The 26,779-nt window shown below is 43.9% G+C and carries 16 protein-coding genes and 1 pseudogene; 5 read left to right on the top strand and 12 right to left on the bottom strand.

All coding sequences use genetic code 11. The annotated features are described in order from the left end of the window. Positions 1–4: 4 nt before the first annotated feature. The 4 genes from V7K53_RS13870 to atpD all read right to left on the bottom strand — a co-directional run bounded on the left by V7K53_RS13870 (position 5) and on the right by atpD (position 6,277). Positions 5–1,786, bottom strand: coding sequence for a serine/threonine-protein kinase (locus V7K53_RS13870; protein WP_335198097.1), 1,782 nt, complete (start codon positions 1,784–1,786; stop codon positions 5–7). A gap of 106 nt (positions 1,787–1,892) precedes the next feature. Continuing rightward, a complete protein-coding gene (locus V7K53_RS13865) occupies positions 1,893–3,998 on the bottom strand; it encodes an SPFH domain-containing protein (RefSeq protein ID WP_335198096.1) in 2,106 nt (701 codons plus the stop codon). A gap of 260 nt (positions 3,999–4,258) precedes the next feature. Further along, the gene (atpC, locus tag V7K53_RS13860; protein ID WP_094348863.1) at positions 4,259–4,672 is read right to left on the bottom strand and encodes an ATP synthase F1 subunit epsilon; all 414 of its coding nucleotides are present in this window, start codon (positions 4,670–4,672) and stop codon (positions 4,259–4,261) included. A gap of 156 nt (positions 4,673–4,828) precedes the next feature. After that, on the bottom strand, positions 4,829–6,277 hold the full coding sequence (gene atpD, locus V7K53_RS13855) for a F0F1 ATP synthase subunit beta (protein WP_335198095.1): 1,449 nt from the start codon (positions 6,275–6,277) through the stop codon (positions 4,829–4,831). A 569-nt stretch (positions 6,278–6,846) separates the two neighbouring features. On the opposite strand from atpD, the gene V7K53_RS13850 reads away from it, so the two are divergent. Further along, positions 6,847–7,671: a SirB1 family protein gene (locus tag V7K53_RS13850; RefSeq protein WP_335198094.1), complete on the top strand. Its 825-nt coding sequence runs from the start codon at positions 6,847–6,849 to the stop codon at positions 7,669–7,671. 105 nt (positions 7,672–7,776) lie between these two features. Here the strand turns inward: V7K53_RS13850 and V7K53_RS13845 are convergent, their stop codons facing one another. Continuing rightward, positions 7,777–8,226 (bottom strand): SRPBCC family protein, encoded by a 450-nt coding sequence (locus V7K53_RS13845; RefSeq protein ID WP_335198093.1) that lies wholly within the window; start codon positions 8,224–8,226, stop codon positions 7,777–7,779. A 265-nt stretch (positions 8,227–8,491) separates the two neighbouring features. Between V7K53_RS13845 and V7K53_RS13840 the strand changes: the two genes are divergently transcribed. From V7K53_RS13840 to V7K53_RS13825, 4 genes are all read left to right on the top strand, one after another. Further along, a complete protein-coding gene (locus V7K53_RS13840) occupies positions 8,492–10,168 on the top strand; it encodes a mechanosensitive ion channel (RefSeq protein WP_335198092.1) in 1,677 nt (558 codons plus the stop codon). A 307-nt stretch (positions 10,169–10,475) separates the two neighbouring features. Then, the gene (locus V7K53_RS13835) at positions 10,476–10,640 is read left to right on the top strand and encodes a hypothetical protein (protein ID WP_335198091.1); all 165 of its coding nucleotides are present in this window, start codon (positions 10,476–10,478) and stop codon (positions 10,638–10,640) included. 127 nt (positions 10,641–10,767) lie between these two features. Further along, positions 10,768–11,355, top strand: coding sequence for a hypothetical protein (locus tag V7K53_RS13830; protein WP_335198090.1), 588 nt, complete (start codon positions 10,768–10,770; stop codon positions 11,353–11,355). A 240-nt stretch (positions 11,356–11,595) separates the two neighbouring features. Then, positions 11,596–12,627 carry an HNH endonuclease gene (locus V7K53_RS13825; RefSeq protein ID WP_335198089.1) on the top strand — a complete coding sequence of 344 codons (1,032 nt, stop codon included), beginning with the start codon at positions 11,596–11,598 and terminating at the stop codon, positions 12,625–12,627. A 324-nt stretch (positions 12,628–12,951) separates the two neighbouring features. Here the strand turns inward: V7K53_RS13825 and V7K53_RS13820 are convergent, their stop codons facing one another. From V7K53_RS13820 to V7K53_RS13790, 7 genes and pseudogenes are all read right to left on the bottom strand, one after another. Next, a complete protein-coding gene (locus V7K53_RS13820) occupies positions 12,952–14,253 on the bottom strand; it encodes a hybrid sensor histidine kinase/response regulator (RefSeq protein ID WP_335198088.1) in 1,302 nt (433 codons plus the stop codon). Next, on the bottom strand, positions 14,250–17,060 hold the full coding sequence (locus V7K53_RS13815; RefSeq protein ID WP_335198087.1) for a CHASE2 domain-containing protein: 2,811 nt from the start codon (positions 17,058–17,060) through the stop codon (positions 14,250–14,252). Before V7K53_RS13815 ends, V7K53_RS13820 begins: the two co-directional genes overlap by 4 nt. A 189-nt stretch (positions 17,061–17,249) precedes the next feature. Then, the gene (locus tag V7K53_RS13810) at positions 17,250–18,302 is read right to left on the bottom strand and encodes a DUF928 domain-containing protein (protein WP_335198086.1); all 1,053 of its coding nucleotides are present in this window, start codon (positions 18,300–18,302) and stop codon (positions 17,250–17,252) included. A 193-nt stretch (positions 18,303–18,495) separates the two neighbouring features. Beyond that, on the bottom strand, positions 18,496–21,054 hold the full coding sequence (locus V7K53_RS13805; protein WP_335198085.1) for a CHAT domain-containing protein: 2,559 nt from the start codon (positions 21,052–21,054) through the stop codon (positions 18,496–18,498). Positions 21,055–21,141: 87 nt separating this feature from the next. Next, complete coding sequence (locus V7K53_RS13800) at positions 21,142–23,640, bottom strand: two-partner secretion domain-containing protein (RefSeq protein ID WP_442940491.1); 2,499 nt, start codon at positions 23,638–23,640, stop codon at positions 21,142–21,144. A 149-nt stretch (positions 23,641–23,789) separates the two neighbouring features. Beyond that, positions 23,790–23,960, bottom strand: a pseudogene (locus tag V7K53_RS13795) (Uma2 family endonuclease); the annotation flags it as partial. Positions 23,961–24,080: 120 nt separating this feature from the next. Continuing rightward, positions 24,081–26,741: an S-layer family protein gene (locus V7K53_RS13790; protein ID WP_335198117.1), complete on the bottom strand. Its 2,661-nt coding sequence runs from the start codon at positions 26,739–26,741 to the stop codon at positions 24,081–24,083. Positions 26,742–26,779: the final 38 nt, after the last annotated feature.

Below are 26,779 nucleotides of genomic sequence, written 5' to 3'. Positions count from 1 at the left end.
AAAATTAGCTATTGTCCTGTTCTACAAGCTGCCACAGTTTGATAGTCTTGTCCTGGCTGCCGCTTGCAATTAATTGTGTAACTTTGCTCACAGCAACAGCAGATACTGAGTCTATATGACCAGAGAGAGTAACAATCTCTTCTGCTGTGCTTACCCTCCAAAGTTTAACTGTTTTGTCGCAACTTGCACTTAGGAGTGTTTCGCCATCGGCAGTAAAAGCCACAGCCACCACTGACCAAGAATGGCCTACAAGTGTGCAAATTAGCTGACCTGTGTTTACCTCCCACAACTTAATAGTGTTATCATCACTACCCGTCGCCAAAATTTTCCCATCGGGACTAAAAGCGACTGTCAAAACCGCCCATGCATGACCCGAAAGGGTGCTTAACAAGCTATAGCATGGGCGGTTTTGAAGTTCTCTCTGGGAACTTTCTATCTGCCACAAGCGAATTGTTCTGTCATAACTAGCGCTGGCTAAAAACTGTCCTTGGGGACTAAATGCTACTGAATTTACCTGTAATTGGTGTCCAGTTATGGTGGAAATTTCTGTGCCAGTATTTACATCCCAAAGTTTGATTGTCTTATCCCAGCTACCACTAGCGAGAATCTGCCCATCTGGACTGAAAGCAACTGATTTTACTGCGTGTGAGTGTCCCAAGAGAGTGCAGATTTCTTTTAGTGTCTCAACCTGCCACAATTTGATAGTTTTATCATCGCTAGCAGTTGCCAGAATTTGACCATCTGGACTGAAGGCAACTGATTTTACAGCTTGGGAATGTCCTGATAAGCTAGCTAGGACTTTTTTAGTATTTAAATCCCACAATTTGATATTTTTGTCATCACTAGCACTGGCTAAAGTGTGACTGTCTGGACTAATGGCAATGGTATTCACCCTACTTAATCTCCCAGAATGCCCAGTTAAGGTATGCAAGCATCGCCAAGGAGGATTTGGTAATTTAAAATTTTGAGTTTTACATTCTATCCCCATTGCTTGCATAACTTCATCAGCCGATTGAAAGCGGGGGTTAACAGCCTTTTGCAGCAGCTTGTCGAGGATTTGCACCAAGCGTAGACTCTTTGAGTCTTGTCGCCAGACATCGCTAACTTTAGTAGTAAGATATTGTTGCCAAACCCAGCAATCGTTAGCAATATCATATAAATCAAAGGGAGGAATCTGGGTAAGTAAGTAAATACAAGTTACACCCAAGCTATATAAATCACTAGCAAAAACGGATTTTCCCTTCGTTTGTTCTGGTGCAGCGTATTCTGGACTGCCAATACTGGTTTCAGATGTTAGCCGATCGATTTCTGTGACGATTTTCGCAGTGGTAAAATCGACTATAACGAAATTCCCCTTTTTAGTAATTGGGGATCTACGGATGATATTTTGGGGTTTAATATCGCGGTGGATGATGTTGCGATCGCTAATAAACTGCAAAACTGGCAACACATCTTCTAAAAGTTGCCAAATTTGAGTTTCATTAAAAGCACCTTCTTCTTCAACCACCTGAGCTAAATTAGTGCCTGCAATAAACTCTTGCACTAAACAAAAATGCCCATTATGCTGAAAATAAGCCAACAAAGCAGGAATTTGGTGATGTTTTCCTAACTCCTCTAGCTGTTTTACCTTTTGCTGAAAAGTAATAGAAGTCTCGTATTCTTGCGATAATTCTTGAACGACGCAAGGAATTGGAGGAAACTCACCCTCATCTACAGCGAGGAAGGTTTTAGAGAATCCCCCTTTACCAATCTGCTTGATTAAACGATAACGTTCTTGTGAAAGCAAAATTTCTCTACCTACAAGGTGGGCATTTTGCCCACAGTTAAGATATTGCCGTTTGTTTCTTGTAAGGGCACACACACTGTCATGCCCCTACCTGATGTTTCTGATGTTACTTATCTACAGGAAAATTTACAACTATCGGTGGAAGACCATTGTCTGTGGTTGGTTGTGCTTTGTTAACTATTGGTTGTGGATGCAAAGGTGTTGGTGTCAATTCACCCTTACCAGTTTGATTCCATAAAATCATGGATAATAGCCCATCTACTAAGCCGTTATTGCTGCCGTTACTGCCAACTAAGACATCTGGAATCAAGCGGACATTGCGATCGCCGATAATCTGCATTAGTTGCATTGCTGTATAACCTTGTGAACCCAAGGCTTCCACACCAGCGCGGTAAGTTTCAGCTTTGGCGTTACCTGTAGCCCGAATACCTTCAGCCTCAGCAATTGCCCGGAGTTTTGTCCCCTCAGCTTCACCGTTCGCCTGCTTAATTTGGGCTTGGGCTTTCAGGTCAGCAATATGTACACTTTGCTCTGATTTCACCATTTCTTGTTGAATATCAGCCAATGCTGTTTCTCGGACAAGCTGCTGCCGTTGGGTTTGCGCCATCTGCTGAACTTCATAAGTCTTCCGTTCTTCTTCAGCAATTTTTCGGTCTGTCTGTGTCTGCATTAGTGACGCTGGTGGCTGAATATCACCAATCAGGGTGTCGATCGCTTGCACGTCATAAGCCCGTAATGCTGTTTTAATATACTCAGCAGCCTCAGCTTGTCGTTCGCTCCGAGCGGTGAGAAAGTCTAGTACAGTATAGTCTTGGGCTGAGTTACGGAAATAATTCCCGATAGTCGGTTCTAATACATGGTCTACCAGATTTTGCATAGCACCAACGCGAGAAATTACCTTCGGAGCATCTAAAGCACCCACATGGATAATTTGCGCTACTTCCAAATCAAAGGCAAACCCATCACGCGATCGCACTGTTAAAGAAGCCAGTTTAGCATCATAGCTATGGCGTTCAGTCCGACCTGACCAGTTTAAAACAATGTTGGTCGTTGGTACTAGTTCAATCTTCATAATCCGAGAATTAATCGGGTGCTTACCAGGATATAGCGGTTCGACCCACACACCTTTGTGCCCCTGATTCACCAAATTACCGTGTGTGAAAGCTGCGCCGCTGACATCTTGATGTGCTTTACCCACGAAAGAAATCACCACGCCAACATACCCAATGGGAATTTCGGTCATCGGCACTTGCTCAACTTGGACAAACCAAGGGTTCAAGTTCCAAGAACCAGAAAGCAAAGTCTGTTCTTGTAAACCTCGCCGTCCACCGCCATTAATAAATTTCTGACCATTTTGGAAGTTGTCGTGTCCCTCAATTATCGAGCCTGCAAGTTCACCAGCAGAGATTGGTAAACCATCTAAGGTAGTGACGATGCCAACTTTGTCAGATGCCAGACTGTACACCCGCAACTGTTCTGGAGTCATGCCATGAGCGCTGGCATTTGCTGCCATGATGACTTTAAACAGGGCAGTATTAATCCGGTACGTACCAGCCGTAAGAAAACCCATTTGCCGCCCTTTTTCCCCACCTTGGGTAAGGAATTTTCGAGCATCTTGGAAGTTGTCGCAAGCGACAATTTTACCCAAAATCCGCTCTGGTGGGTTGGATGCGCCATCTGCTGCCACAATCAAAGCGATTTCCCCTTGGGGAACGACAACTACTGGCTCTTTCTTTACAGAATACTGCCAAGGCCAATAGCCCCAATGCCAACCAGGAGCTAAAGTATCTGCCTGCAAGCCAGCTTCGCCGTTGAGGGCAATTAAGCTACCGGCAGGGAGTCCGCGCCCGGAAAGGGTAAATTTTCTAACTACAATGCCTACTTCACGCTCGCCAATTACTACAAGTCCGCCAAAGAATAGGGGGACAAATATAACTAAACCGCCAACAAGTAGAATTGGAACCACTACAACAGGATTAATTCCAGCAGCTTGATATTGAGTCCTGCTAATTTGTAACTGAGCAATATTTAGTGTGGTCTGATTTAGCTGGACAGTCGCTGAAGTAATTTCTTTTGCAGTAGTTGTTTTGACAGAAGTAGCATTGGCAGAGTGAACACTACCAGCAATTGCTAAGGTTGCTACGATAGATGCTGCTAAACGAGCTACCTTATTTTGTTTACGAGTACCAAGCAAAGATGAAAGGCTTTTCATAATCTGTGCCCATTTGGGCAACTAATTAGCTAAATTAACACTTCACCAAGGCTTGCCTCGATTTCTTAAACTTGACGTAATTTTTAAAAAATTAATAAATAAGAAGTCATGATTCAGAATACTCATCTATTTACGGATAGCATTTTAGTACCCGTACAGAATTCATACTGGATTCTGACTTCTGACTCCTGAGTTCTTCTTAATAAATATTTTGTAGGTTGGAAATTGCCCAACCTACAAAGTGGAAATATAAAGTTAAATTAGACCGAACCGCCAGCAGCTTGAAACCGAGCGCGGGCGCGTTTGAAGGCTTGATTTGCCTGAATTTGGGCTTGGCGATCGTCTGCGGAAACTTGACTTAGACGTGCTTCTGCTTGGTTGTAAGCAGTACGAGCTTCATCAAGGTTAATTTTGTCGCCACGTTCAGCGCCGTTAACCAGAATTGTCACTTCATTTTCTTCGACTTCGGCAAAGCCACCCAAAAGAGCGATCGCTTCCCAATTTTGATTTTTAGCGCCACGAACTCTCATGACACCAGTATCTAGAGCAGTCAAAAGTGGTGCGTGTCCAGTTAAGATACCTAGTTGACCAGTAGTGCTAGGCAAAACAACTTCTTCAGCTGGAGCATCCCAGACTGTTTTATCTGGGGAAATTACACGAACGGTTAATGTCATTTGTCTTTTGTCCTTCGTCCTTCGTCCTTTGTCCTTTGTCTTTTGTAATTGCCATTAGTCATTAGCAGTTGAACTAATGACTAATGACCAATGACCAATACTTCGGCTTACCTCGGCTCCGCTCGGCACGAGTCGCTCAGTACAAGTGACTAATGACTAACCTTTGATTTTTTCAGCTTTGGCGATCGCTTCGTTAATATCGCCAACCAAGTAGAAAGCCTGTTCTGGCAGAGCATCTAACTCACCAGACAGAATTTTTTGGAACCCTTTAATGGTGTCTTCCAACTTCACGTACTTACCAGGAGAACCGGTGAATACTTCTGCCACAAAGAACGGCTGAGACAAGAAACGCTCAACTTTCCGGGCCCGCGCTACGATGAGACGGTCTTCTTCAGACAATTCATCTAGACCGAGAATGGCGATAATGTCTTGGAGTTCTTTATAACGTTGCAGAGTTGATTGCACCGCCCGAGCTGTACTGTAGTGTTCGTCACCGACAATATTTGGCTGGAGCATGGTGGAAGTTGAACCAAGAGGGTCAACTGCGGGATAAATTCCCTTAGCTGCCAAACCACGAGACAGCACTGTTGTACCGTCCAAGTGGGCGAAGGTAGTAGCAGGTGCGGGGTCGGTGAGGTCATCCGCAGGTACGTATACTGCCTGAATGGAGGTAATTGAACCCTCGGTAGTCGAGGTAATCCGCTCTTGCAGTTCACCTACGTCGGTTCCCAATGTGGGCTGATATCCTACCGCAGAAGGCATCCGACCCAGGAGCGCGGATACTTCCGAACCTGCTTGCACAAACCGGAAGATATTATCAATAAACAGCAGCACATCCTGCTTGTTCACATCCCGGAAGTACTCTGCTACTGTTAATCCCGAAAGACCAACCCGCATTCTCGCTCCGGGTGGTTCGTTCATTTGACCGTAGACTAGAGCAATTTTTGATTCGTTGAGGTTCTCGTTATTGATAACCCCAGACTCAATCATTTCGTTGTAGAGGTCATTGCCTTCACGGGTGCGCTCACCCACGCCAGCAAATACGGATACTCCACCATGCTGGGTAGCGATGTTGTTAATCAACTCCATCATGATTACGGTTTTACCAACACCAGCACCGCCGAATAGACCAATCTTACCGCCGCGTCGATAGGGAGTCAGAAGGTCAACAACTTTAATCCCAGTCTCAAACACCGAAGGTTTGGTTTCCAGGTCGGTGAATTTAGGAGCAGAGCGGTGGATGGGTAAACTTGCCTCAGCATTTACTGGTCCCCTGTTATCCACAGGTTCGCCAAGAACGTTGAAAATCCGGCCCAAAGTGGCTTTACCAACTGGCACGGTAATGGGAGCGCCTGTATCGCTGACTTCAAAACCGCGGACTAAGCCTTCGGTGGAACTCATCGCAACAGTCCGCACCTGGTTGTCGCCCAGCAGTTGCTGTACTTCAACGGTGATGTTGATTTCCTGTCCAGCTTCGTTGGTGCCTTTGATTTTCAAAGCGTTGTAGATTTGTGGCAATTTCCCGCCGGGAAATTTAACGTCTACAACTGGGCCAATGATTTGGGTAATGTAGCCAATGTTTGTTTTTTCTGCGGTTGTGACCATGCTGCGCCTAATGATTGAAGCTAGATTTCAGATAAGGTCGGAGAAGACATAAGAATAAGAAATGTCACCTTTCACTCTAGCACCGGACGGGGACATAACTCTCTTAGTAATTCCTTAAAAAGGTGTTTGGTGCCTATGGTTGTAGTCCTAATCCTGACTAGATTGACAGAATATGCTCTAGTTTATCCCTAATCTCATTTTTCAGATGCGATCGCCCTAGCTTTAACGCGCTGTAGCAAAACATACTACTATTCTAAATTACCTAAATATTTACACTTGCAGGCAAAAAGCTAGGTATCAAATATCTAGCTTTTGCCTTGAAATAATTCATATTTGTATTACATCATGTGCTTTGCATGGGTACAGTCCATCGAAGACATCACCAACACAGCATTTACTAAAAGTTACTTAGTAATGGATATATAAAGCTATCCATAAACTACATTTCCAAAACTTCTGAATATCCATAAGATAAAGATAGATACAAAAAACAGCTTTTGGCCAAGCTGCGATGCCTGGTTTAGTCGTAGCTGCGGCTTCATCCTCACACTTACACCGAGCAACAGCTTATGAATTTCTCGTCAGCACGACAATATTTTTACCAAGAGATTCAGCAGTCTGACGAGCGCATTGATTTGGCAAAGGCAGCTTTGTATATTGCACAAGAAGAATATCCCAATTTAGATGCAGAGGAATACCTCAACGCCCTTGATACAATGTCGTGGGAGCTACAAGAACGTCTGCCTGACTCACGATATCCTCTGCGGATAGTTCAAAGTATTAACCAGTATATCTACGAAGAATTAAATTTTTCTGGTAATAAAATTGACTATTACGATCCGCGCAACAGCTTTTTCAATGATGTAATCGATCGCAGATTGGGGATTCCCATTACCTTAGCGCTGCTTTACCTGGAAGTTTCTCGACGGATTGATTTTCCGATGGTGGGTATAGGGATGCCAGGACATTTCCTGATCCGCCCAGATATTCCCGATATAGAGATTTTTGTCGATGCTTTCAATGGCGGTGAAATAATATTTGCCCAAGATTGCGAGGAACGGCTGTCTCAACTTTATCAGCAACCTGTGACGCTAAAACCAGAATTTTTAGCTGTAGTTAGTAATCGGCAATTTTTAGCCCGGATGCTGACAAATTTAAAATTTATTTACCTCAAACAGCAAGAGTTAGAAAAAACGCTGGCAGCAGTTGAACGAATTTTGTTGCTGTTTCCTGGTTTAACTTTAGAATTGCGCGATCGCGGTTTGATCTATTATCAACTCGGTTACTACCCCCAAGCCGTAGACGATTTACAAAAGTATTTAGTAAAAGTTCCTGATGCCGAGGATGCATCTGTGATTCGGCGGCTACTTACCGAATTGGGTAAAGACAAGTAGGAAATGGGGAGTAGGGGAGGTAGGGGCGCAGAGGAGAAGTTGCAGTAAGTTTTTCCCTCTGCCCTTTTTCACCTTTGCCTCTTGTGCCCAATGCCCAATTACGAATTACGAATTACGTTGTTCTTCTGCTACTCTTTTGAGGCGGCGCAGTTGGGCTTGCATATCTTCTTTCGTCCATGACGCAGCAAAAGTGTTAAAGCCCCAACTCACTAAGGGGTTAGGGATATCGTACTCAAAGCGATTGAGTAAAAGCGTTCCCTTTTCTTTGGGTTGACATTCCCAGCGATCGCGTCCTTGAAAAAATCCCTGAAATTCCCAAACTATCAAACCCGGTTGTCGTTCTACAACTACGCTATTCAAGGTGGGTTTTAGTAGAGGAATTTGAATAATAAAACGACTTTTACTGCCGACATCGGTACTCCAAGCTTTGCCCACAGGTTCGCAACGAAGAACGGGGTTGAGCCAACGGTGCATGAGAGCTAAATCGCTAATACAGCGCTCCACCACCGTAGCTGTAGCATTAATTTGAATCGATTGTTCCAAAACTTGGGACATTCCACATCTTTGGTGCTGTTGCTGCAATTAGAGTAACGCAAAATTCAGCGCAGTGGAAGATGAAGGGGACAAGGGGCAGGGGAGACAAGGTGACAAAAGTTTAGAACTTACAAAAGTCTTTCCCCTTGTCCCCAAGTCCTCTTATGCCCAATGCCCGTATATTAAATCAAATATGAGTAAATATGTATGTTTTTACTGGTAAATTGATAGGCAAAACACTGACTCAGTGTTTGCGGCGAATACTTAAGCATAATTCCCGAAAACCATGAACACAACTTGGCAAGAAATAACCCAGGTGATGTCTACGACAGGCTACGCCTACGGAGTTGGTTTATCCACGAGGGTGCAGCAATTTTTGGCACAATCATCGCCCAGTCTGCAACCAATACAACCAGCAGTGAATCAAGGAATCGCTGATGTACAAGGTATTGTACAACAGTTGATTCTGTTTACGCCTCGTCTTTTAGGGGCGGTAGCAATCTTACTAGTAGGTTGGCTGATTGCAGCGATCGCAGCGGCACTGACGCAAGGAATCCTCAAGCGCACAAACATAGATAACCGCATTGCCGCTGGGATAACGGGTCGTCAAGATGTTCCCCAAGTGGAGAAATTAGTCTCTAGCTTAGTCTTTTGGAGCGTTATCCTGTTAACTGCGGTAGCTGTTTTACAGACGTTGGATCTGGAAGTAGCCTCTCAACCCCTGAATAATTTCCTCAATCAACTTATTGGCTTTTTGCCAAAGTTGGTTGGTGCCGGAATCCTTTTGGCAGCAGCCTGGTTTTTGGCGACGATTGTGAAGATTATCACTGTGCGCTCATTACAGGCATTTAACCTGGATGAGCGTTTGAATCCAGAACCAGAAGACAGAGCGCCCAGCCTTAATCAGCTGTCTTTGAGTGATACGATTGGCAATGCTCTGTATTGGTTTATATTTTTACTGTTTCTTGCCCCAGTTTTAGATACTCTCGGACTCAGGCAGGCTCTACAACCAGTACAAGCTTTAATTACAGAAGTTCTGCTAATTCTGCCGAACATTTTAGCGGCGATCTTGATTGCTGTAGTTGGCTGGTTCATCGCTAATGTAGTACGGCGGATTGTGACGAACTTGCTGGCGACAACTGGTCTTGACCATTTAGGTAGTCGGTTGGGATTATCTACAAGTGCGGGGGTACAACCTCTATCGAGTATTATCGGCACAATTGTCTATGTTTTGATTCTGATTCCTGTGGCGATCGCAGCGCTTAATGCCTTGCGAATTGATGCGATCTCAATACCTGCGATCGCCATGCTGCAACAGGTTCTCAACGCCTTACCTGCCATCTTTACAGCCGTGGCAATTTTGATTGTTGCCTATTTCGTCGGGCGGTTTATCGCGGACTTGGTTACAAGTATCCTCACCAATTTAGGGTTTAATAACATTTTCACTATTTTGGGTCTGGCAACACCCAGCAGACGAATCGTCATTTCCACAGAACCAACAGTTGAGCCGATTACAACCCGTACTCCATCGGAAATTGTAGGCATTGTTGCCTTAGTGGGGATCATGCTGTTTGCCACGGTGGCGGCGGTGAATATCTTGAATATTCCAGCTCTGACAGCATTAGTGTCTGGAATTGTGATTATATTCGGGCGGATTTTAGCCGGATTGGTAATCTTTGCCGTTGGCTTATTCCTGGCAAATCTGGCTTTTAACATAATTACCAGTTCCGGCGATCGCCAAGCCCAGATTTTGGGACAAGTGGCGCGGATTGCAATTATTGCCTTAGTTTCTGCAATGGCACTGCAACAGATTGGAGTTGCCAGTGATATTGTGAATTTAGCCTTTGGACTTTTACTAGGTGCGATCGCAGTTGCTATTGCCCTAGCCTTTGGTCTTGGGGGGCGCGATATTGCAAGAGAGCAAGTTCAGGAATGGCTAAACTCTTTCAAAGGTAGAAACTAAAAATTGATGAAGGCGCTATTTTATCTGTAAATCTGAAAAAGTGCAGCCGTAACCATCAATAGTGCAAAAAATCTATCGGCAATTTTGCTTAAGAGGTTGAAAGTTAGAGCTTAGAAACTCGGAGTTTGAGTGAAGAACTCGGAATGTCATGTTCTGAAACTCAAGTTCCGAGTTTTAAAGCTCAATTTAATCGTATTTTCCGAGTCACCATTTTTAGGGGCGTAAGTGACAAATTCCTTAGTATTAAAGAAAGCTAGGGATAAAGCAAGGACGCGTAGGTGCAGCCCGTCTTAGACATCGCAACCAGGTGGGGCGTAGTCCATCGCAGCGACAATCAATTTTCCCAAAATTACCGAAAGCCTTGCTGATGTGGGTTATTGAAATGATGAGTGCCGTGTTGTTGGGAAATATTGAGTCAAGATTTGATTTGGCAGCTTTTGTGTTAGAAAACCACTTTTATGGGAAAACTTAAAACAAGACCCTGTGTTTAAGATATTGCCTGTAATTCGTCAGCCAAACGCTAAAAATGACAATAGCGTGTGCATGTGTTGAGAGAATAACTTGACATTCTAAATAAAAATTATTAACCAGTAACACTTATGGATTTACTTATCAAAACTCTTAAACCTTTTTGGATAATTAATTGTTTCGGGATATTTGTTTTATCAGCTTGCACACCCGCATCATCCCAAGAAAAAATTTTAACATCCAAAGAAGGAAATTTTAGCATCTTAATGCCAGGGACTATTGTAGAAGAAGTTAGTTATCCAACAAAAGGGATTAATAACCGGAATTGGGCAACTATTAAGAATGAATCTATATATTCAGTGACCCATTCAACTCTTCCCAAAGAAATAGCCCCGCAGAGAATTCCAAAAGTTTTACAGCTTCTAATTAAAACTGCTAATCAAACAAATTTTATTCAGGGTAAACAAATATCTCAGTCTTCCGTTAATCAAAGTGGATATAACTGTCAAGACTTTACTTTAATGGGTAAACCCAGTACTGCCTTGCAAGAAGAAATTAAGAAAAAAGAATTAAATATAAATAACAAATTATTATATCAGAGAAGTCTGCTTTGTATGAAGAAGAATTATGCTGTTGAGGCTGTAATAATAACTCCATCATCTGAAGAACTGAAAACAAATGGGGCATCTTTTATTAAATCGCTAAATCTCAAACCATGAGACTGTTTTATAATAATTGGTATGACCATTACTGATAGTCGATTTGCAGCTTTATGCTTGGACTGATAGCGTCATTTTCTGTACATAGTCGGACAGTAAAGTTTTTAAAAGTAACATATAGAAACAATATAAAATGATTACTATATCTTTAAAAATTTTATAAGTAAGTTCGTCATTAATGCTGAGGTGCTTCTTAGTTTGAGAAAGAGAAACTGGAGCAAACACTCCACAGCAGAAAATATGGATTTTATCAACGAAGCACAAAAGTTGGCAGATACGGTTAGAGATAAAGCTCAAGAAGCAGCCAACAATGTCGTAAACGGGATGAATGAGGTAGTTGATGGAATCAAGAACGCTACTAGCGAAATGACTACTTCAAGTATCAATACAGTTAATGATTTGCAAAGTTTGTCAACCATAGCAGCACAGTCAGGTTTTGAAACTGTTCAAAATGTTAGTAAAACATTTCAACAAACTGCTGTTGGAGTTTCCGCATCTAGCATGGTTATGGCTGATGCTTTGCAAAATTTACCAAAGACAGCTGCCGAATTAGCCCAAGAGATGCCTAAGATTGCAAATAGACTGAGATATCGTGCTGGTGTTCGGGTGGGAGACTTACATCGCTCTGATGCAGATGTCATGAAGCTTTTTGAGAAAATTCCTGGCACATCAAAGCTTGGAGGTAAAGAATATACAATTCGTCAATTTCTTAGAGATAAGCATGGTAGTCACATCAAGCCACGTTCCCAAGGTGGCTCGAATGCTGCTGATAATATTCTTTGGGAAGTAGGTGTTGACAATCTCCGCCGAGGAGCCAAAGTAATGACAGTTGGCGAACAGTTTTATATTCGAGTTTATAATGCGGTAGATTCTATTGTCAGCAATTCTGGGACGATCGCGAAACTTGGGATTACTGCAACGGGAACAGCTATTCTCACTCAGGTTGTAGTCACGGCGATTTCTTACTCTTTGGATCTTTATCGGGGCGATATTACTGTTGAAGAGTATAAAAATCTAATTTTTGAAGCAGCAAAGGCAGCAGGTATTGCGACGCCAATTGTTTTTTTGGTCTTGGTGGCTGTGTTAGCTTTATTTCCAGAATTTACAATCATTTTGTCAGCACCAGTGGTTGTTGCAGGCTTCAATGCTTTATTTGGTATTAGTATTGCTACACCCATCATTCAATCGCTAGTTCGTCATATCGAAGCTGGAGGTTTTGGCATAGAAACTGCTGATGCTTACAAAACTGCGTTTGATGGTTCTGCGCTCTGAAATAAGTTATTCCAAATTAAAATTGCATAATTAGGGTGGGTATCTCACCCGCCCATAGCCAAATGCGGGTTTTTCAGCCCATCTGAAAAGATTGGATAATTTATTTGTTGTAAACTTCCAAATAATCCAATACGCTTTGCTTAACTGAACTGTATTAGATTTTATTGATTATTTGGTAATACAGTTCAGTTAAGGGCTAGTGGCAAAAATCTTAGTTTTTTTAGACGCGATAAATCCCCGTCTCTACAAGTGTTTTGGGCTTATATGGACTGGATTTGGTTATGTTGAGTTGCAAAATTTCTGATAAAAATTATGTATATTCAGTTACATTGGCAGAGTAATAATAAATTTTGTCCCCTCACCAGGTATTGATAAGCATTTGACTTGTCCGTTGTGTTTGTCAACAATAATTTGGTAGCTGATCGCTAATCCCAGTCCGGTTCCCTTGCCCACAGCCTTGGTTGTGAAAGATTGCTCAAAAATTCGAGATTGCACCTCAGTAAGCATGCCGGGGCCGTTATCTTGGATACAAATTGTGACGGTTTGTTGTTGGGGATTAACCGATGTGGTAATGGTGATGACATTCGGGCAAGCAGCAATATCTCGATCGCAATTTTTTTGATGGAGTTCATCAAATGCATCAATGGCATTGGCGATGATATTCATGAACACCTGGTTCAGTTGTCCGGGATAGCAATTGATTGGAGGTAACTCACCGTATTGTGTGACAACCTGGATTTTAGTGCGATCGCCATTGCCTTTGAGTCGATGTTTCAACAGCATTAAGGTGCTATCAATTCCTTCGTGAATCTGAAACTCCACCTGAGATGAAATATCTGCGCGAGTAAAAGTTCTTAGAGACAGACTAATATCTTTCAGACGGGTAATTCCTTGGTGCATGGATGCCAGTAGTTTCGGCAGATCCTCTGCCAGATACTCCAAGTCGATTTCTTCAAGAAGCTCTTGAATTTCCAGGTCTGGCTGCGTTAGCTTCTGCTGTTGCAGGCTCACTAGGCGAAGTAGATTATTTACATATTCCTCAATATAAGATAAATTTCCGCCAACAAAACCAACCGGATTATTAATCTCATGACCAATACCTGCAACCAACTGCCCTAATGTGGACATTTTCTCACTCTGGATCATTTGTAGTTGGGTTTGCTGCAACTGCTGTAGAGATTGAGTTAATTCTGCGGTGCGTTCTTGCACGCGTTCTTCTAATGTGCGGGTGAGATGGTAAATTTTGAGATGTAACTTTAAACGGGCAATGACTTCTTCGTGTTGGAAGGGTTTGGTAATGTAGTCAACTGCACCTATTTCCAATCCCGCCACCTTGTCTGTAGAATCGGATAGGGCAGTCATGAAAATTACTGGAATATTGTGAGTGACAGGATTGGTTTTCAGTCTGCGACAAGTTTCAAATCCATCAATACCTGCCATCATCACATCCAAGAGAATTAGATCGGGATGAGCATATTCTGTTTGTTCGATCGCTGACTCTCCATCTGTTGCCATGAGGGCTTTCCAGCCGCACCTCTGAATCGCTTCCGATAGCACCTTGAGATTGTTTGGATTGTCATCCACTAATAGAATATGTATGGGTTTCGAGATAGGAACAGCGATCATGGATGTAACTCCGTTGTAACAAATGATTTGAGTAACTTACGGATTTTTCCGGTTTGGAAATTGGCAGTGAGTTTGCTTAACTCTGCTGCAAAGGGAGCTAATTGACTGTTTTCCTCAATTAGTTCTCTTAACATTCCCTCAATCGCCGAGATATCTCCCATCATTGCCAGATGATAGAGTTGTTGCAAAACATCTTGAGATGGTAGAACCCATTCACTATCAGTAATTTGCTCATCTTTGGGAGACGAAGATTCGGCATATATCCATTCCACTCCCAACAACGATCGCAGTCTATTGAGTAGTTCGTCAATTTGCAGAGGTTTGGGTAGGAATGCTGTTGCCCCTGCCTCTAAACTCCGCTGGCGATTTTCCTCAAAAACGCTAGCACTAGAGACGATAATCGGAATAGAACAGGTTTGTGGATTCGCTTGCAGGTGAACCATTAGCTCAAAACCATCCATATTGGGCATGGCTAAATCGAGTAGAATCACATCTGGATTGTGTTCGATTGCTACTTGTAGCCCATGTTTGCCATCGGTTGCTTCTAGGGTTCGACAGCCAATTTCTTGCAGCAGATTGGTCAACATAGAACAGTGGATGCGATCGTCATCAACAATCAGAATCTGAGGCGCACTACCTTGAATCCCGGTAATTTTTTGGGGAGTTGGGATGTAATCCGTCACAGGTAGTGAGCCTCCACGCCAGTCATGATCGAGTGGCACTGATACTGTCAAATCCAGCCAAAACAGACTTCCTTCACCCAGGTGACTCTGCACCTGAATTTGGCTCTCCATCAACACTGCAATTTTTTGGCTAATGGCCAATCCCAAGCCAGTACCTTCAGATCGTTGTCCTGCTTCACCCACTTGCTCAAAGGGCAAAAAGATTTTCTCCAGTTGATCTGGTGACATACCAATACCCGTATCTTCAATCTGAAAACGAATCTTTTGATGTGTCATTTGTCCATTGTCATTAGTCGTTTGTTTAGACTCTTGACTAATGACTTCCACTTTGAACGTTACACTACCGTTGTCTGTAAATTTGATCGCGTTGCCCAGCAAATTAATTAACACTTGCCGCAGCCGTTTTTCATCAACTTCAATTGCCAGTGGTAGGCGATCGCTAATTAAGATATTAAATCTAATCCCTTTCTGTTCAGCCCGGATACCACAAATCTCAGTTACACCATGTAAGAAACTGGGCAGATGCACGCTAGTAACAACCAAATCCAATTTCCTTGCTTCTATCTTCGAGAGATCGAGAATGTCATTGATCAGCATCAAAAGATGCGAACCGCATTGGTAGATAATGCTGACTCCTTCTAGGTTTTTAGCTGTCATGTTTGGCGATCCTTCTAGTACCTGGGCAAAACCAAGGATGCCATTGAGAGGTGTACGTAGTTCGTGGCTCATGTTGGCGAGAAACTCACTCTTGGCCTGATTGGCAGCATCGGCAGCTTGCTTTGCCTCCATTAATTCATGAGTGCGTTCTTCGACTTTTGTCTCTAGGGTTTTGGAATAATCCAATAGTTGACTGTTGGCAATTTCCAGTTGGCGATTTGTTTCTTCTAACTTCCGCTGTTTATAGGCATTAGTTGTTGCAATCACACTACTGATGAACGCCGCTAAAGTGGGTGTTACCGGAATTAAAACACCATACAAAAACATCCCATAGCCACCCCATATACAGGCTCCACTGATGCTTACAGTTGCCCAAAGAATTTTGCCGCCGGGAATCCGCAACTTGTTACTGGATAACAACCAACTGCCTGTAGAACCAATGACAGACGACAAAACAATCCAGAGTGATAAATAAATGCCAGAAACACCGTGCAGACTGGCATTTCCTGTTTTTGCTCCTCGTACTAGTTGATGAGCAATATTGGCATGAACAACCACACCTGGAGTCGGTTTTTGAGCAGAGATCCAAGAAGAGAAGGGTGTGCTGAAGAAATCATTGGTACTGGAGGCGATTGACCCAATAAATACCATGCGATCGCGCATCAAATCTGCCGGAATTTTCCCTGCTAATACATCGCGCATCGCAACTGTCCGAAATGCGGCTTCTGAACCATGCCAATTGAGCAGAATTTGATAGCCTCCTAAATCGGCATCGGTATAACCTGCTTCTTGATTTTGCAGTGGTAAGTAAATTTCCTTACCCAACTTAAACTTTTGCTGTTGGGGGTCAATGCTTTCTAAGCTAATTTTTTCAGCTTCGAGGTACTTTAGGGCTACAAGGGTTGCTAGTCCGGCTTTAATGGTGTTTTTTTCTTTGGCATCTTCAGCTGTCAAGAGGGCACGACGTACAAAGCGATCGCCATCCAAGACTAAATCTGCTAATCCTACTTGATCCTGTTTTTTCAATTCCGGCGGGGGATTGACGCGTTCGCCAGTAATTTTCTCAACTCCGATTAAATTGGGAGTGTTGCGAAAGACTTGAACAAGTTGCTCGTGTCCGCTTCCTTCCGGTAAATCTCGATACAGATCCAAGCCAATGGCTCTAGGCTGCTGCGCCCGGATTTTTTCTAGTAATCGTGCCAGCGCCCAGTCTGGAACTGGCCATTTACGCACCGATTGGATATCGCGCTCATCGATTGTAACAATCACAATCTCATCTGCGTAGGCGTAGCCCGCCATAGGCATCGCCTGTGAAGATCGCTGACGAACCCATTCGTCGCGAATTTTCCATTCCGGTAAATTGAAAAGTCCCAACGATTGCCCAACTATAACCGTCAAGGCAACGCTAGGAGTAATAATCAAAACGCTGCGAGTACGTTGGATAAAAGCCTGGAATCTGCGCCACATATTTGTGTCATGCAATGGGGATTGGGGAAGGTAGGGTTCCCTGTGGGGATAAGAGGTAATAAGGACTGGGTGGAAGTAAGAAGAGGGGAACAAAGGGGACAAGGAGGAATTAGTGAACAAGTTTCTTCTTTGTCTCCCCCCTCTCCTTTGTCTACCTTGTCTCTTCCCATACCCATGCCCAAATTGGTATTAGTTAGTAGATGCTAATAAGTTCGCTGTTACAATCTCCTTCAAACTCACTGAGGATAGAAGTTCTTCCCATTGTTTTCGGAGAGTCGCATTGTTAGGTTGAGTGGTATATACCGATGCTAGTGTTGCCACACAGTCATACCAAACACCGTTTTTACCCAAAATAGTAGCCCGCTTCAGAGCATCTTGCTCTTGGATTGCTGTTGCCAACTCCGCGCTGGGCTGGATACGCTGAATCCAACCATCGACGTAAGGCGTACTCGGACTGAGTTGACCATCTACTTTCAGTGCTAGGAACCATTGATAGTTTTTACCAACGGCTAAAGCGGGTGCATTAGCTGGTAATTCGATCGCGATTACCCCAGTTTTTCCTGCAACTGAAATGTTCATCTGATGTTGCATATTGCCAGCTTCATCTTTGAGGCTGAACACTGCTTCTTCGGCATTGGAAGCTGGGAGATAGACCAATATTGTGGGACGTTCAGATACTGTTGTGCCATAGAAATTTTGGGGCAAGAGGGCGATTAGCGCTGCTGGTTGCGTTGTACTTATAGTCGATGGATTCAAGTAGTAAGTACCAACGCGAGAAGCACCTGCACTTGCTTGTTGGGGAGCGCCTTTGCCAGGGGCAGGTGTAAAGAGCTTGCCGCGAGAAGCTCCTCCAGTTGCCTGTCTGGGCGTACCTTTGCCGACAGCAGGTGTAAAGAGGTTGCCACGAGAAGCTCCTCCAGTTGCTTGTCTGGGCGCACTTTTGCCGACAGCAGGTGTAAAGAGGTTGCCACGAGAAGCTCCTCCAGTTGCTTGTCTGGGCGCACCTTTACCGACAGCAGGGGCAAACATACTACCGCGAGAAGCTCCTCCAGTTGCTTGTCTGGGCGCACCTTTGCCGGCAGTAGGTGTAAATATACTACCGCGAGAAGCTCCTCCAGTTGATTGTCTAGGAGAGCTACTGTTGGGGGGTGGGGTAAATGTAACAGCAAGGGCAGTAGTCCAAGTACTGCTAGCGATCAGAGCGATGACGCTCAATGTACTAGCTAAATATCGACGTTTCATGATTTTTTCCTTATGTCATTGCAATGTGATACAAACAAAATACGTTTCTTTCAACTATGTTCAGAAGCTCAGAGAATAAGTCTAAGAAAGAGTAAAATCAGGGAACTTCTACTAGCAGTATAGGCGAGCTTGAGATGAAACGCTGTAAAAAATAGCCTAAATTATTTGCAATTGAGTCCGTCTTATTACTTAGCTAAATCCAGTTGCCGATCAAAACAAAGCCAGACCAAAAGAACGGTTCGTGGAAATCAGTTTGGCGAATTAGGCTAATTTGTGCTTGTCTTAGTGCTTCGGCTTTAGTGATTTTGGGTTGTCGGAGTTGGTCATAGAAGCGAGTCATGAGCATCGCGGCTGCCCGATCTTTGACGGGCCATAGGGTGGCGATAGTTGAACGAGCGCCGGATTTGACAGCCAAGCCTGCTAGTCCCAGGACGGCGCGATCGTCGCCTGCGGCAGTATCGCAGGCACTTAGTACCAGCAACTCAATGGCTTTTGAAGGATCGCTACCCCGATTTTTCAGGAGTTCTGATAATTCTTTAACATTGACTTGTCCATCCCAAGTGAGCAAGAAGGTGTCTTCGAGGCGAGAACTAAACTGTCCGTGGGTTGCTAGGTGGACAATACCTGCACTACTAGATTTCACACGTTCAGCAAGGGCTTGACTGGTAAATTCCTGATTCAGTAACATCCTAGAAGATACCGCCTTGGAGATTTGTTTCACTTCTGATTCGACGGCAGGCAAAGCACTAAAGCCAGCGCGAGATTGGCTAATGCCACCCACGATCGCACTGATGTGGTTTTGCGATCGCGTTGCCATTAGTTGCAATCCTGGTGAGAGTGCCACAGCATACTTCTCGATCAGATATTGCTTACCGTCAAAAAGAGCTGCTATGGGAATATTCCGCAATCGACCATCCAAAACAAACACCAATGTCTTGGTATCAATAAATGCTTGCTCTGCTTCCTCTGGACGAATCAACCAACCATAAATTTCTTGAGATAATCGATCTCGGTTTTTAGAATCCGAAACAGGGTTAAGAGCAACTAAAAAATTGTCTAGAGTCTGCTCAATTTCAGCTTGCGATTTGTGAGTGACATAAGAACGGAGTGGTTGCCCTGCTTTGGAGAGAATTACTGTTAAACGATCTGGCAAGATAATCGGATAAATGACGGTTGCAGTGGGATCAACCCGATCGATCTGTTGAGTTTTATCTAAACAGGCTTCCCGAAAAAAGTTATCGAGTTCCGCAATTTGCAGTGCCTCAATCAATTCACGAGCTTGGATTAGTTCTGCTTGACTAGGTTGATTCTCTAGAAGTAAATCAACCAGTTCTCGGTAGACAGGCTCCACACTGGTGCGAAAAGAGAACTGGACATCAGGGTTGATAGCCACTAAATCTCCCCGTAGTGCCTTTAAAGCGTTGACTGCTTCTGTATAGGCAATAATCGCTTTTGAGCGATCGCCTTGTTGTTGATGCAACTGTCCCACCTGCCAAGCAGATTGAGCAATGATATCGTTAGCTTGGAGTTGGCGAGCAATGTTGAGGGATTTCTGAGTTAACTCCTGTGCTTCAGATAACTGCTGTGTACGCTGGTAGAGTTTTCCCCACTGATTTAGTGCATGAGCTTCAGCTTGAGTATCCTGAATTTGCTGTGCAGATTTGACTGTGACTGCCATCAGTTGCGCCAAATCTTTCAGCGGTAGAATTTGGTCAGAATTTGACTGGTGGTTGAGAGTGGCAACAAAATTGATCGCTGCGTAGAGTGAGGTGTGACTGGGGGGCAGTTCTCGGAGTTGTTGGAGTAGTTGAGGTGCCAGTGGGTTAGCAAACTCCAGTTTGTCGTAATTGAGAAAAAGTTTGAACTGAGCTAAACGCGCTTGTAATTGATCGCTAGGGTTAGTTGTTAAGAGTTGAGCCTGTTCAAAGTAATCTAATGCTGATTCTGGATCTTGCAAGTCAACGGCAGTTTGACCGAGGCTTATAAGGATAGAACTCAAATGGGGTTTAGCTGCAATTTTCTGTGCGATCGCTAAACTTTGTTCTAAAACCTGTTGACTTTTACTAGAGTCGCCAATTATTTGCAAGGCTAAACCAAGCGATCGCAGTCCACTGACTTTGATTTCATTATCCGGCATCCTTTGGAGTTTTTGAGTCAGTGCCTCTAACTGTTGTTTAGAACGGCGGTAAAATCCTAAAGTTTGTAAAGCTTGTGCCTGGTTGATTTGACTACCCAGGCTTCCCATTGTGTCGCCTGCTTGCTCATAAAATTTTTGAGCTTGTTGCCAACTTTCGAGGGCGGTTTCGGCTTTGCCAGTGTGCAATTGCAAATTTGCTTGGGTATTGAGTGCTTGTGCCCAGAGAATTGCATCAGCAGAGGGTTTAGTTATTTGTAACAGTTTCAGACTTTGCTCAATAGACTGTTGGGCTGCTTGCCATTGATTAAGCTCCTGTTGTGTCAGTGATAGGTAACTTAAACTTAGAGCTTCGCCCTGGCGATCGCCTTGGGTATGATACTGTTGTGCTGCCGTTTGCCAAATCGTCACTGCTTCAGCAAACCGTCCTGAATGGTAGAGGTTTCGTCCCTGTTCTAGCCAATTGGTCGGTTGAGAAGTGGATGCTGACACATTCAGGGTAGAAGTTGTTGGTACTGGCAAAGACGCTCTAGTAGGTGTAATGGTTATTGCCAAACACAGGCTCAAAATACCCAGACTAATATATAGCCAACGAAGTTGTTTAATTTGGAAGAACATAAGTAATTATTACTACAAAATTTTGGGATTTTGTATACTATATCACTTTAAAATTTAATCAACTTGGTTATAAGATTCCTGAGCAAATTAACTCTTGGGAACCGCAGCACAAGTTAAGGGCTGTTGTACATGAGCGTCTGGTTGAGTTGCAATTAACTCAACTTTGCCCTTGGCGTTGCGATACCAAGTTGTAGCTTCGATGAGAATCTCCGGTGATGCTGGAATTTGGGCATTGAGATCGCCCGTTTTGCGGTAAGCAGACAAATCTCGCACATCGTCCCAAGTGCGTAGGTTTGCCACTTGCTGCGTTGGATTTTGCGGTACACCACCTCGTCCCGTTGCCACAAAACGGCTGCCTTCACTGCCCGCACAGCCTGTAGCAATTTGCTGGGATGCATCGGTGACATTTACTGGTAGTTCGACTAAACCCGAATTTGGATCGATACCGATAGTATTAACTTGAACAGTGCCACTTACCCCAAATTGGGAACTGGCGGTGATGTCACTTTCTGGAGTGAGGCGATCGCCCAACTTCAGCCCAAAGATGCCTTGAGTGGTAATTTTGATGTTACCACCATTGCCATTAAAAGCATTAGCAATAATGTCACTGTTTTCTAATCCAACAATGATGGGTGCATTAATGTTTATATTACCTCCATTACCATTACCGTTTGCTGTTGCTGCGATCGCGCTATTGTCACGCAGCACCAACAACTTCCCAACTTCTAAGGCGATATTACCTCCATTACCTGATTCTGTTTTTGCCTGGATGCTTCCTTTACCTTCTAATCGGATGGTATTGGCTGCGATCTTGAGACTGCCACCATTGCCGCTACCTTGACTGGTGACACTGACTGTCCCGCCATCTTTGAGCGTTAGGTTCGGCGTTGTGATGCCGATCGTACCGGCATCGGCTGTCAGTATATTAGGCAAACGAAGTAGCTTCTGGAATGTTGGGTTTATGGGCATGGTAGACGAATCGATGGCGCTATTTCTGAACTTAGTGCCACCAATAATTTGGATGGATTCTGTAGCATTTACGCTAATATCTCCTCCCTGACCAGCAAAAAACGAGCCTGTGGTAATTGTTCCCCCATTTAGCAGTTGTAACCTGGCAGTATCTAGTGTTATGGTTTTGGCATTTCCTCTACTGAAGGCATTTGAGCTAATTGCAGTGGGGGTAGGTCGGGAGCTACTTCCCCTGATGATGGTATCAATGTTGTGAATGATAACTTCACCACTGTCACCAACACCCAGCGACGCTGAAAACAATGCTCCACCATCAGATATTAGTAAACTATCGCCATTGACGAAGATATTACCTGCGCTCCCGGAACCGAATGTACCAGTGTTAATAACGCTGGCATTTGAATTGGTCAGCGAGAAGCCAGATATCTCTAGCGCTGAGGCATCGATCTGAATATTGCCACTGGCAGATACTCCATAGGTTATGCTAGTTAATGCCGCTCCCTGCTGGAGGCTGAATCGGGGAGTAATGACGCTGATGTTACCACCAGTTCCAATCCCCAAGGTTTCACTCCGAACTCCGCTGGTTGTACCAGTCAGATCGATTCCTGCCGATGCCTGAAGATGCAGGTTGCCACCAGGGAGATTACCGAGATTTTGTGCCAGCGCCAGCGAACTATCAGTAAATTGGATCTCTTTACCCTGAATTTCAACCGAACCTGCATTCATCCCACTCACATCCAGCAGCGATCGCCCAGTGAGTTGAACGTCATTAAAGCTTTGCCCATTAGCATACCCAAGCGTATAACCCCGAGCATCTGGTATCAAGTTAACTAGCCCTATGCCACTCACACTGCCCAATTCAATTTGCCCTTGTTCGGCAGTCAGGGTTGCCCCATTCAGATTTAGATTACCACCCACCAACGCCAGAGTTTTTCCAGGCTGTACCCGCAGTTCTGTCGGACTAGGAGTGCGAGTGATGGAAGCTAGATTATTGGTCAAGCCTAAGGTTAAGGCATGTCCTGTGCCTTGAACGTTGATCGGTGCGGGATTGCTACCCATTTGCAATCCAAGGGGAACATTGATACTCAACAACGGGGCAGATTGAGGATTAATCGCGCTAAACTCAATACCATCGGCAAATTTAATACTGTTGGCAGTTGTACCAATAAACGATCCGCCAATATTCAAGCGGGCATTTGCCCCAAACACAATCCCCGCAGGATTCATCAAAAACAGACTTACCGCGTTATTACTATTAAGCGTGCTAATTAACCCATCAATATTGGAAACATTTCCACCTGTAACCCGACTAAATATGGTAGTAATATTTGGTGTGTTAGTTAGATCGAAAGTCGCTGAACCACCAGTAGGTACTGAGAAATTACTGAAACTATGAAATAAATTATTACCTTTATCAATACCATTAATAATTGTGAAATTATTACCACTTGGATTGACAATGGTATTAGTTGTACCATCGGATGTCACCTGAGCATTGGCGCAACCACTCCAAAGGAATATCGCAGGTAACACCATCCCGGAAGTCAAAAATCCTGTCGTGAGTGCAGATAGAAAAGCGTAGACGCTTCGCTGCTTGTCGTTAGATATCGCTCTCATGGCATAAATACTTCCCTTTAACTGATTAACTGATAGTCTCAGGATTCCCGAAATAGTCGTGTTGGTAACACCCATTGCCTGGAATCAAAATAATTAGCAGCTATCAGCATATTCTCGGAAGTTGCCTGGAGTGTAGATAGAAAAAGGCTCTACAAAGCACCATTAAAAATCTGATTAGCAGTCAGTTTCAAATCTGTAAAAGTAGGGGATATAACACGTTCTGAATTCCTAAATTGACCAACTAGATGATAAATAGAAATGGTTGGTTGTTTAGGATTACCAATAAATTTTCTTGCTCCCAAAGCTGCATAATCAACGATGCAGAGTATTTTCCGGCAGCCATTCGATAAATTCTTCAAAGGTAAATAGTTTGGGTAAAGCTTGAGCCATATTAAAACCTCCGCTTGTTTGGACTTTACTATTTCCAGCGTCGTGACTGACTAGTTTGATACCGCAGCACAGGTTAAAGATGGTTGTATATAAGCTGATTGAACCGCAATTAATTCAATTTTACCGTCAGCATTGCGATGCCAGGTTGTGGCTTCGACGAGAACCTTTGAAGATGCTGGAATCTGGACATTTAGCTCACCCGTTTTGCGGTAAGCAGACAAATCTCGTACATCATCCCAAGTGCGTAGGCGTAGCCCATCGTAGACATCACTCGTCAGCTGATTAGGATTTTGCGGCACACCACCTCGTCCCGTTGCCACAAAGCGGCTGCCTTCACTGCCCGCGCAGCCTGTAGCAATTTGCTGGGATGGATCGGTGACATTTACTGGTAGTTCGACTAAGCCGGAATTTGGATCGATACCGATAGTATTAACTTGAACAGTGCCACTCACCCCAAATTGGGAACTGGCGGTGATGTCACTTTCTGGAGTGAGTTGGGGACGGAATTTCAGCCCAAAGATGCCTTGAGTGGTGATTTGAATATTTCCACCGCTTCCGAGTACCGCATTGGCAACGATATCGCTATCTTCGTCAGGAAGGGCAATAATAGCTCCAGCAGTAATATCAATGTTACCTCCGGTAGAAGTACCAGTGGCATTAGTTGTAATATTACTGCCACGACGTAACAGCAAAACATCATTTGCTTGGAGGTGAATGTTACCTTGACTACCTCCTTTGACTTCCGATCGCAGACTGGCTTTATTGTCGAGGAAAATATTATTGGCTGTAATATTCAAATTACCTGCATCTCCGCCTCCTATATTGCTCACGCTCACTTCCGCACTATTACGTATTTTAACTGTATTAGATGTAATTTTTATCGTTCCGGCGTTAAAATTAGTTGTTGAAGATGCTGCGATCGCACTGGGCACAATTTGACCGTTAGTTAAAGGTTGAGACATACCCTGGATATCAAGGTTTTTAACTTTTAAGTTAATATTTCCCGCATTTGCCTGACCCTGGCTGGAAGAGGTGATCTGTCCTCCATTAAAAAGCCGTAGGTTGTCAGCAGTTAAGGCGATATTTCCACCTGAACCTACTGAATTATCACCCACGGAAACAGTAATGCCACCAGGTAATTTGCTGATAACATCAATTACTGGATCGCTAACTGCTACCTCTTGCGCGTGAATGGTGATATTTCCCGCTTTCCCTTTTCCTGATAAAGTACTGCGGATAGACCCGCCATTAAAGAGATGCAAACGTCCAACATCGATTGAGATATTTCCCGCGTCTCCTTCTGTTTGACCAATTCTCGTACCCACTCCAGACAGTAGTAGAGAGGGTGTGTATCCTGAGATATCAAGGCTCTCAGTTGCTCGGATTGAGATATTTCCAGCCTTGCCCGTGGGAGGAGAGATACCGTTAAAGGGTATCAAAGATGTACTGACGATTCCACCATCTTGCAGCCGCATTCGATTTGTTTCGATGGAAATATTTCCACTCTGATTGTTCTTGCCACCAAAGAGAGTGGTGGTAATCGAGGTGGGGATTTGAAAAAATGGATTAGAACCTACCACCTCTACATCTGAAGCCCGAACAGTTACATCTCCCGATCGAGAATTGTTGCCATTAGAAGAGGACTGAAGCCAAGCTCCATTTGCTAACTTTAAGCGTCCTGTCTCTACTGTTACATCTCCAGCTCGCCCAGTTGCTGGAGGCCCAAAAAAGATACCTAAAGAAGTTCCAATGCCAGGATTAATTTGTCCTGGGAGAGAAGCACCCAGCAGGTCAACAAAGTCTGTGGTCTTGACAGTAATTCCCTTACCTTGCCCAGCAAAGGTAGTAGAACTAATATTTGATCCATCCTGCACCGTCAACCCACGTCCACGGATGTTAATTGCACCCCCGTTAATTCCACTTGCATCAACCAATGAAGCTTGTTGTAACGTAATTGTGCCCCAATTTGTCGTAGCCACAGGACTCGTCAGTTGCCATTGAGCTTGATTTTCCATTTGAATCCCAGCATTCTGCACAGCCCATAGTTCGATATGTCCATTTGGTGCCGTCAGTTTTGCCCCTGTCATGTCGATTTGACTACCAACTAACGCTAGTGTTTGTCCGGTTTTAACTCGCAAGTCTGCCCCTTGAACTTGTATCGCTCCAGCATTTGCCCCAAGTTGCAAACCCACAGGTACACTTATAGTCAGCAAAGGAGTACCCGAAGCATTCACAGCACTAAATTCCGTCCCATCGGCAAAGTTAATACTATTCGCCGTCGTCCCCAGAAAGGAGCCACCAATATTCAAGCGAGCATTTGCCCCAAACACAATCCCCGCAGGATTCATCAAAAACAAACTTACCGGGTTACTACTATTAAGCGTGCTAATTAACCCATCAATATTGGAAACATTTCCACCTGTAACCCGACTGAATATAGTTGTAATATTTGGTGTGTTAATTAAATCGAATCTTGCTGAACCACCCGTAGGTACAGAGAAATTATTGAAGCTGTGAAATAAATTATTATCTTTTGCACTCCCATTCAGAATTGTGAAATTATTACCATTTGAGTTAATAATGGTGTTCGTTGTACCGTCGGATGTCACCTGTGCGTTAGCGGAGCCACTCCAAGGGAGTATTGCCTTTAGCATCATCTCTGAAGTGAATAACCCAGTTATTAATATCAATAGAAAGGGTACGGCTCTCATCACAAAAAACTTCCTTAACCTGATTTCAAGTTAGTGTT

The organism is Nostoc sp., from assembly GCF_036917355.1.
Taxonomy (GTDB): domain Bacteria; phylum Cyanobacteriota; class Cyanobacteriia; order Cyanobacteriales; family Nostocaceae; genus Nostoc.
Note: the sequence above shows the minus strand (reverse complement) of the source record. Positions and strands in the feature narration are given on the sequence as shown.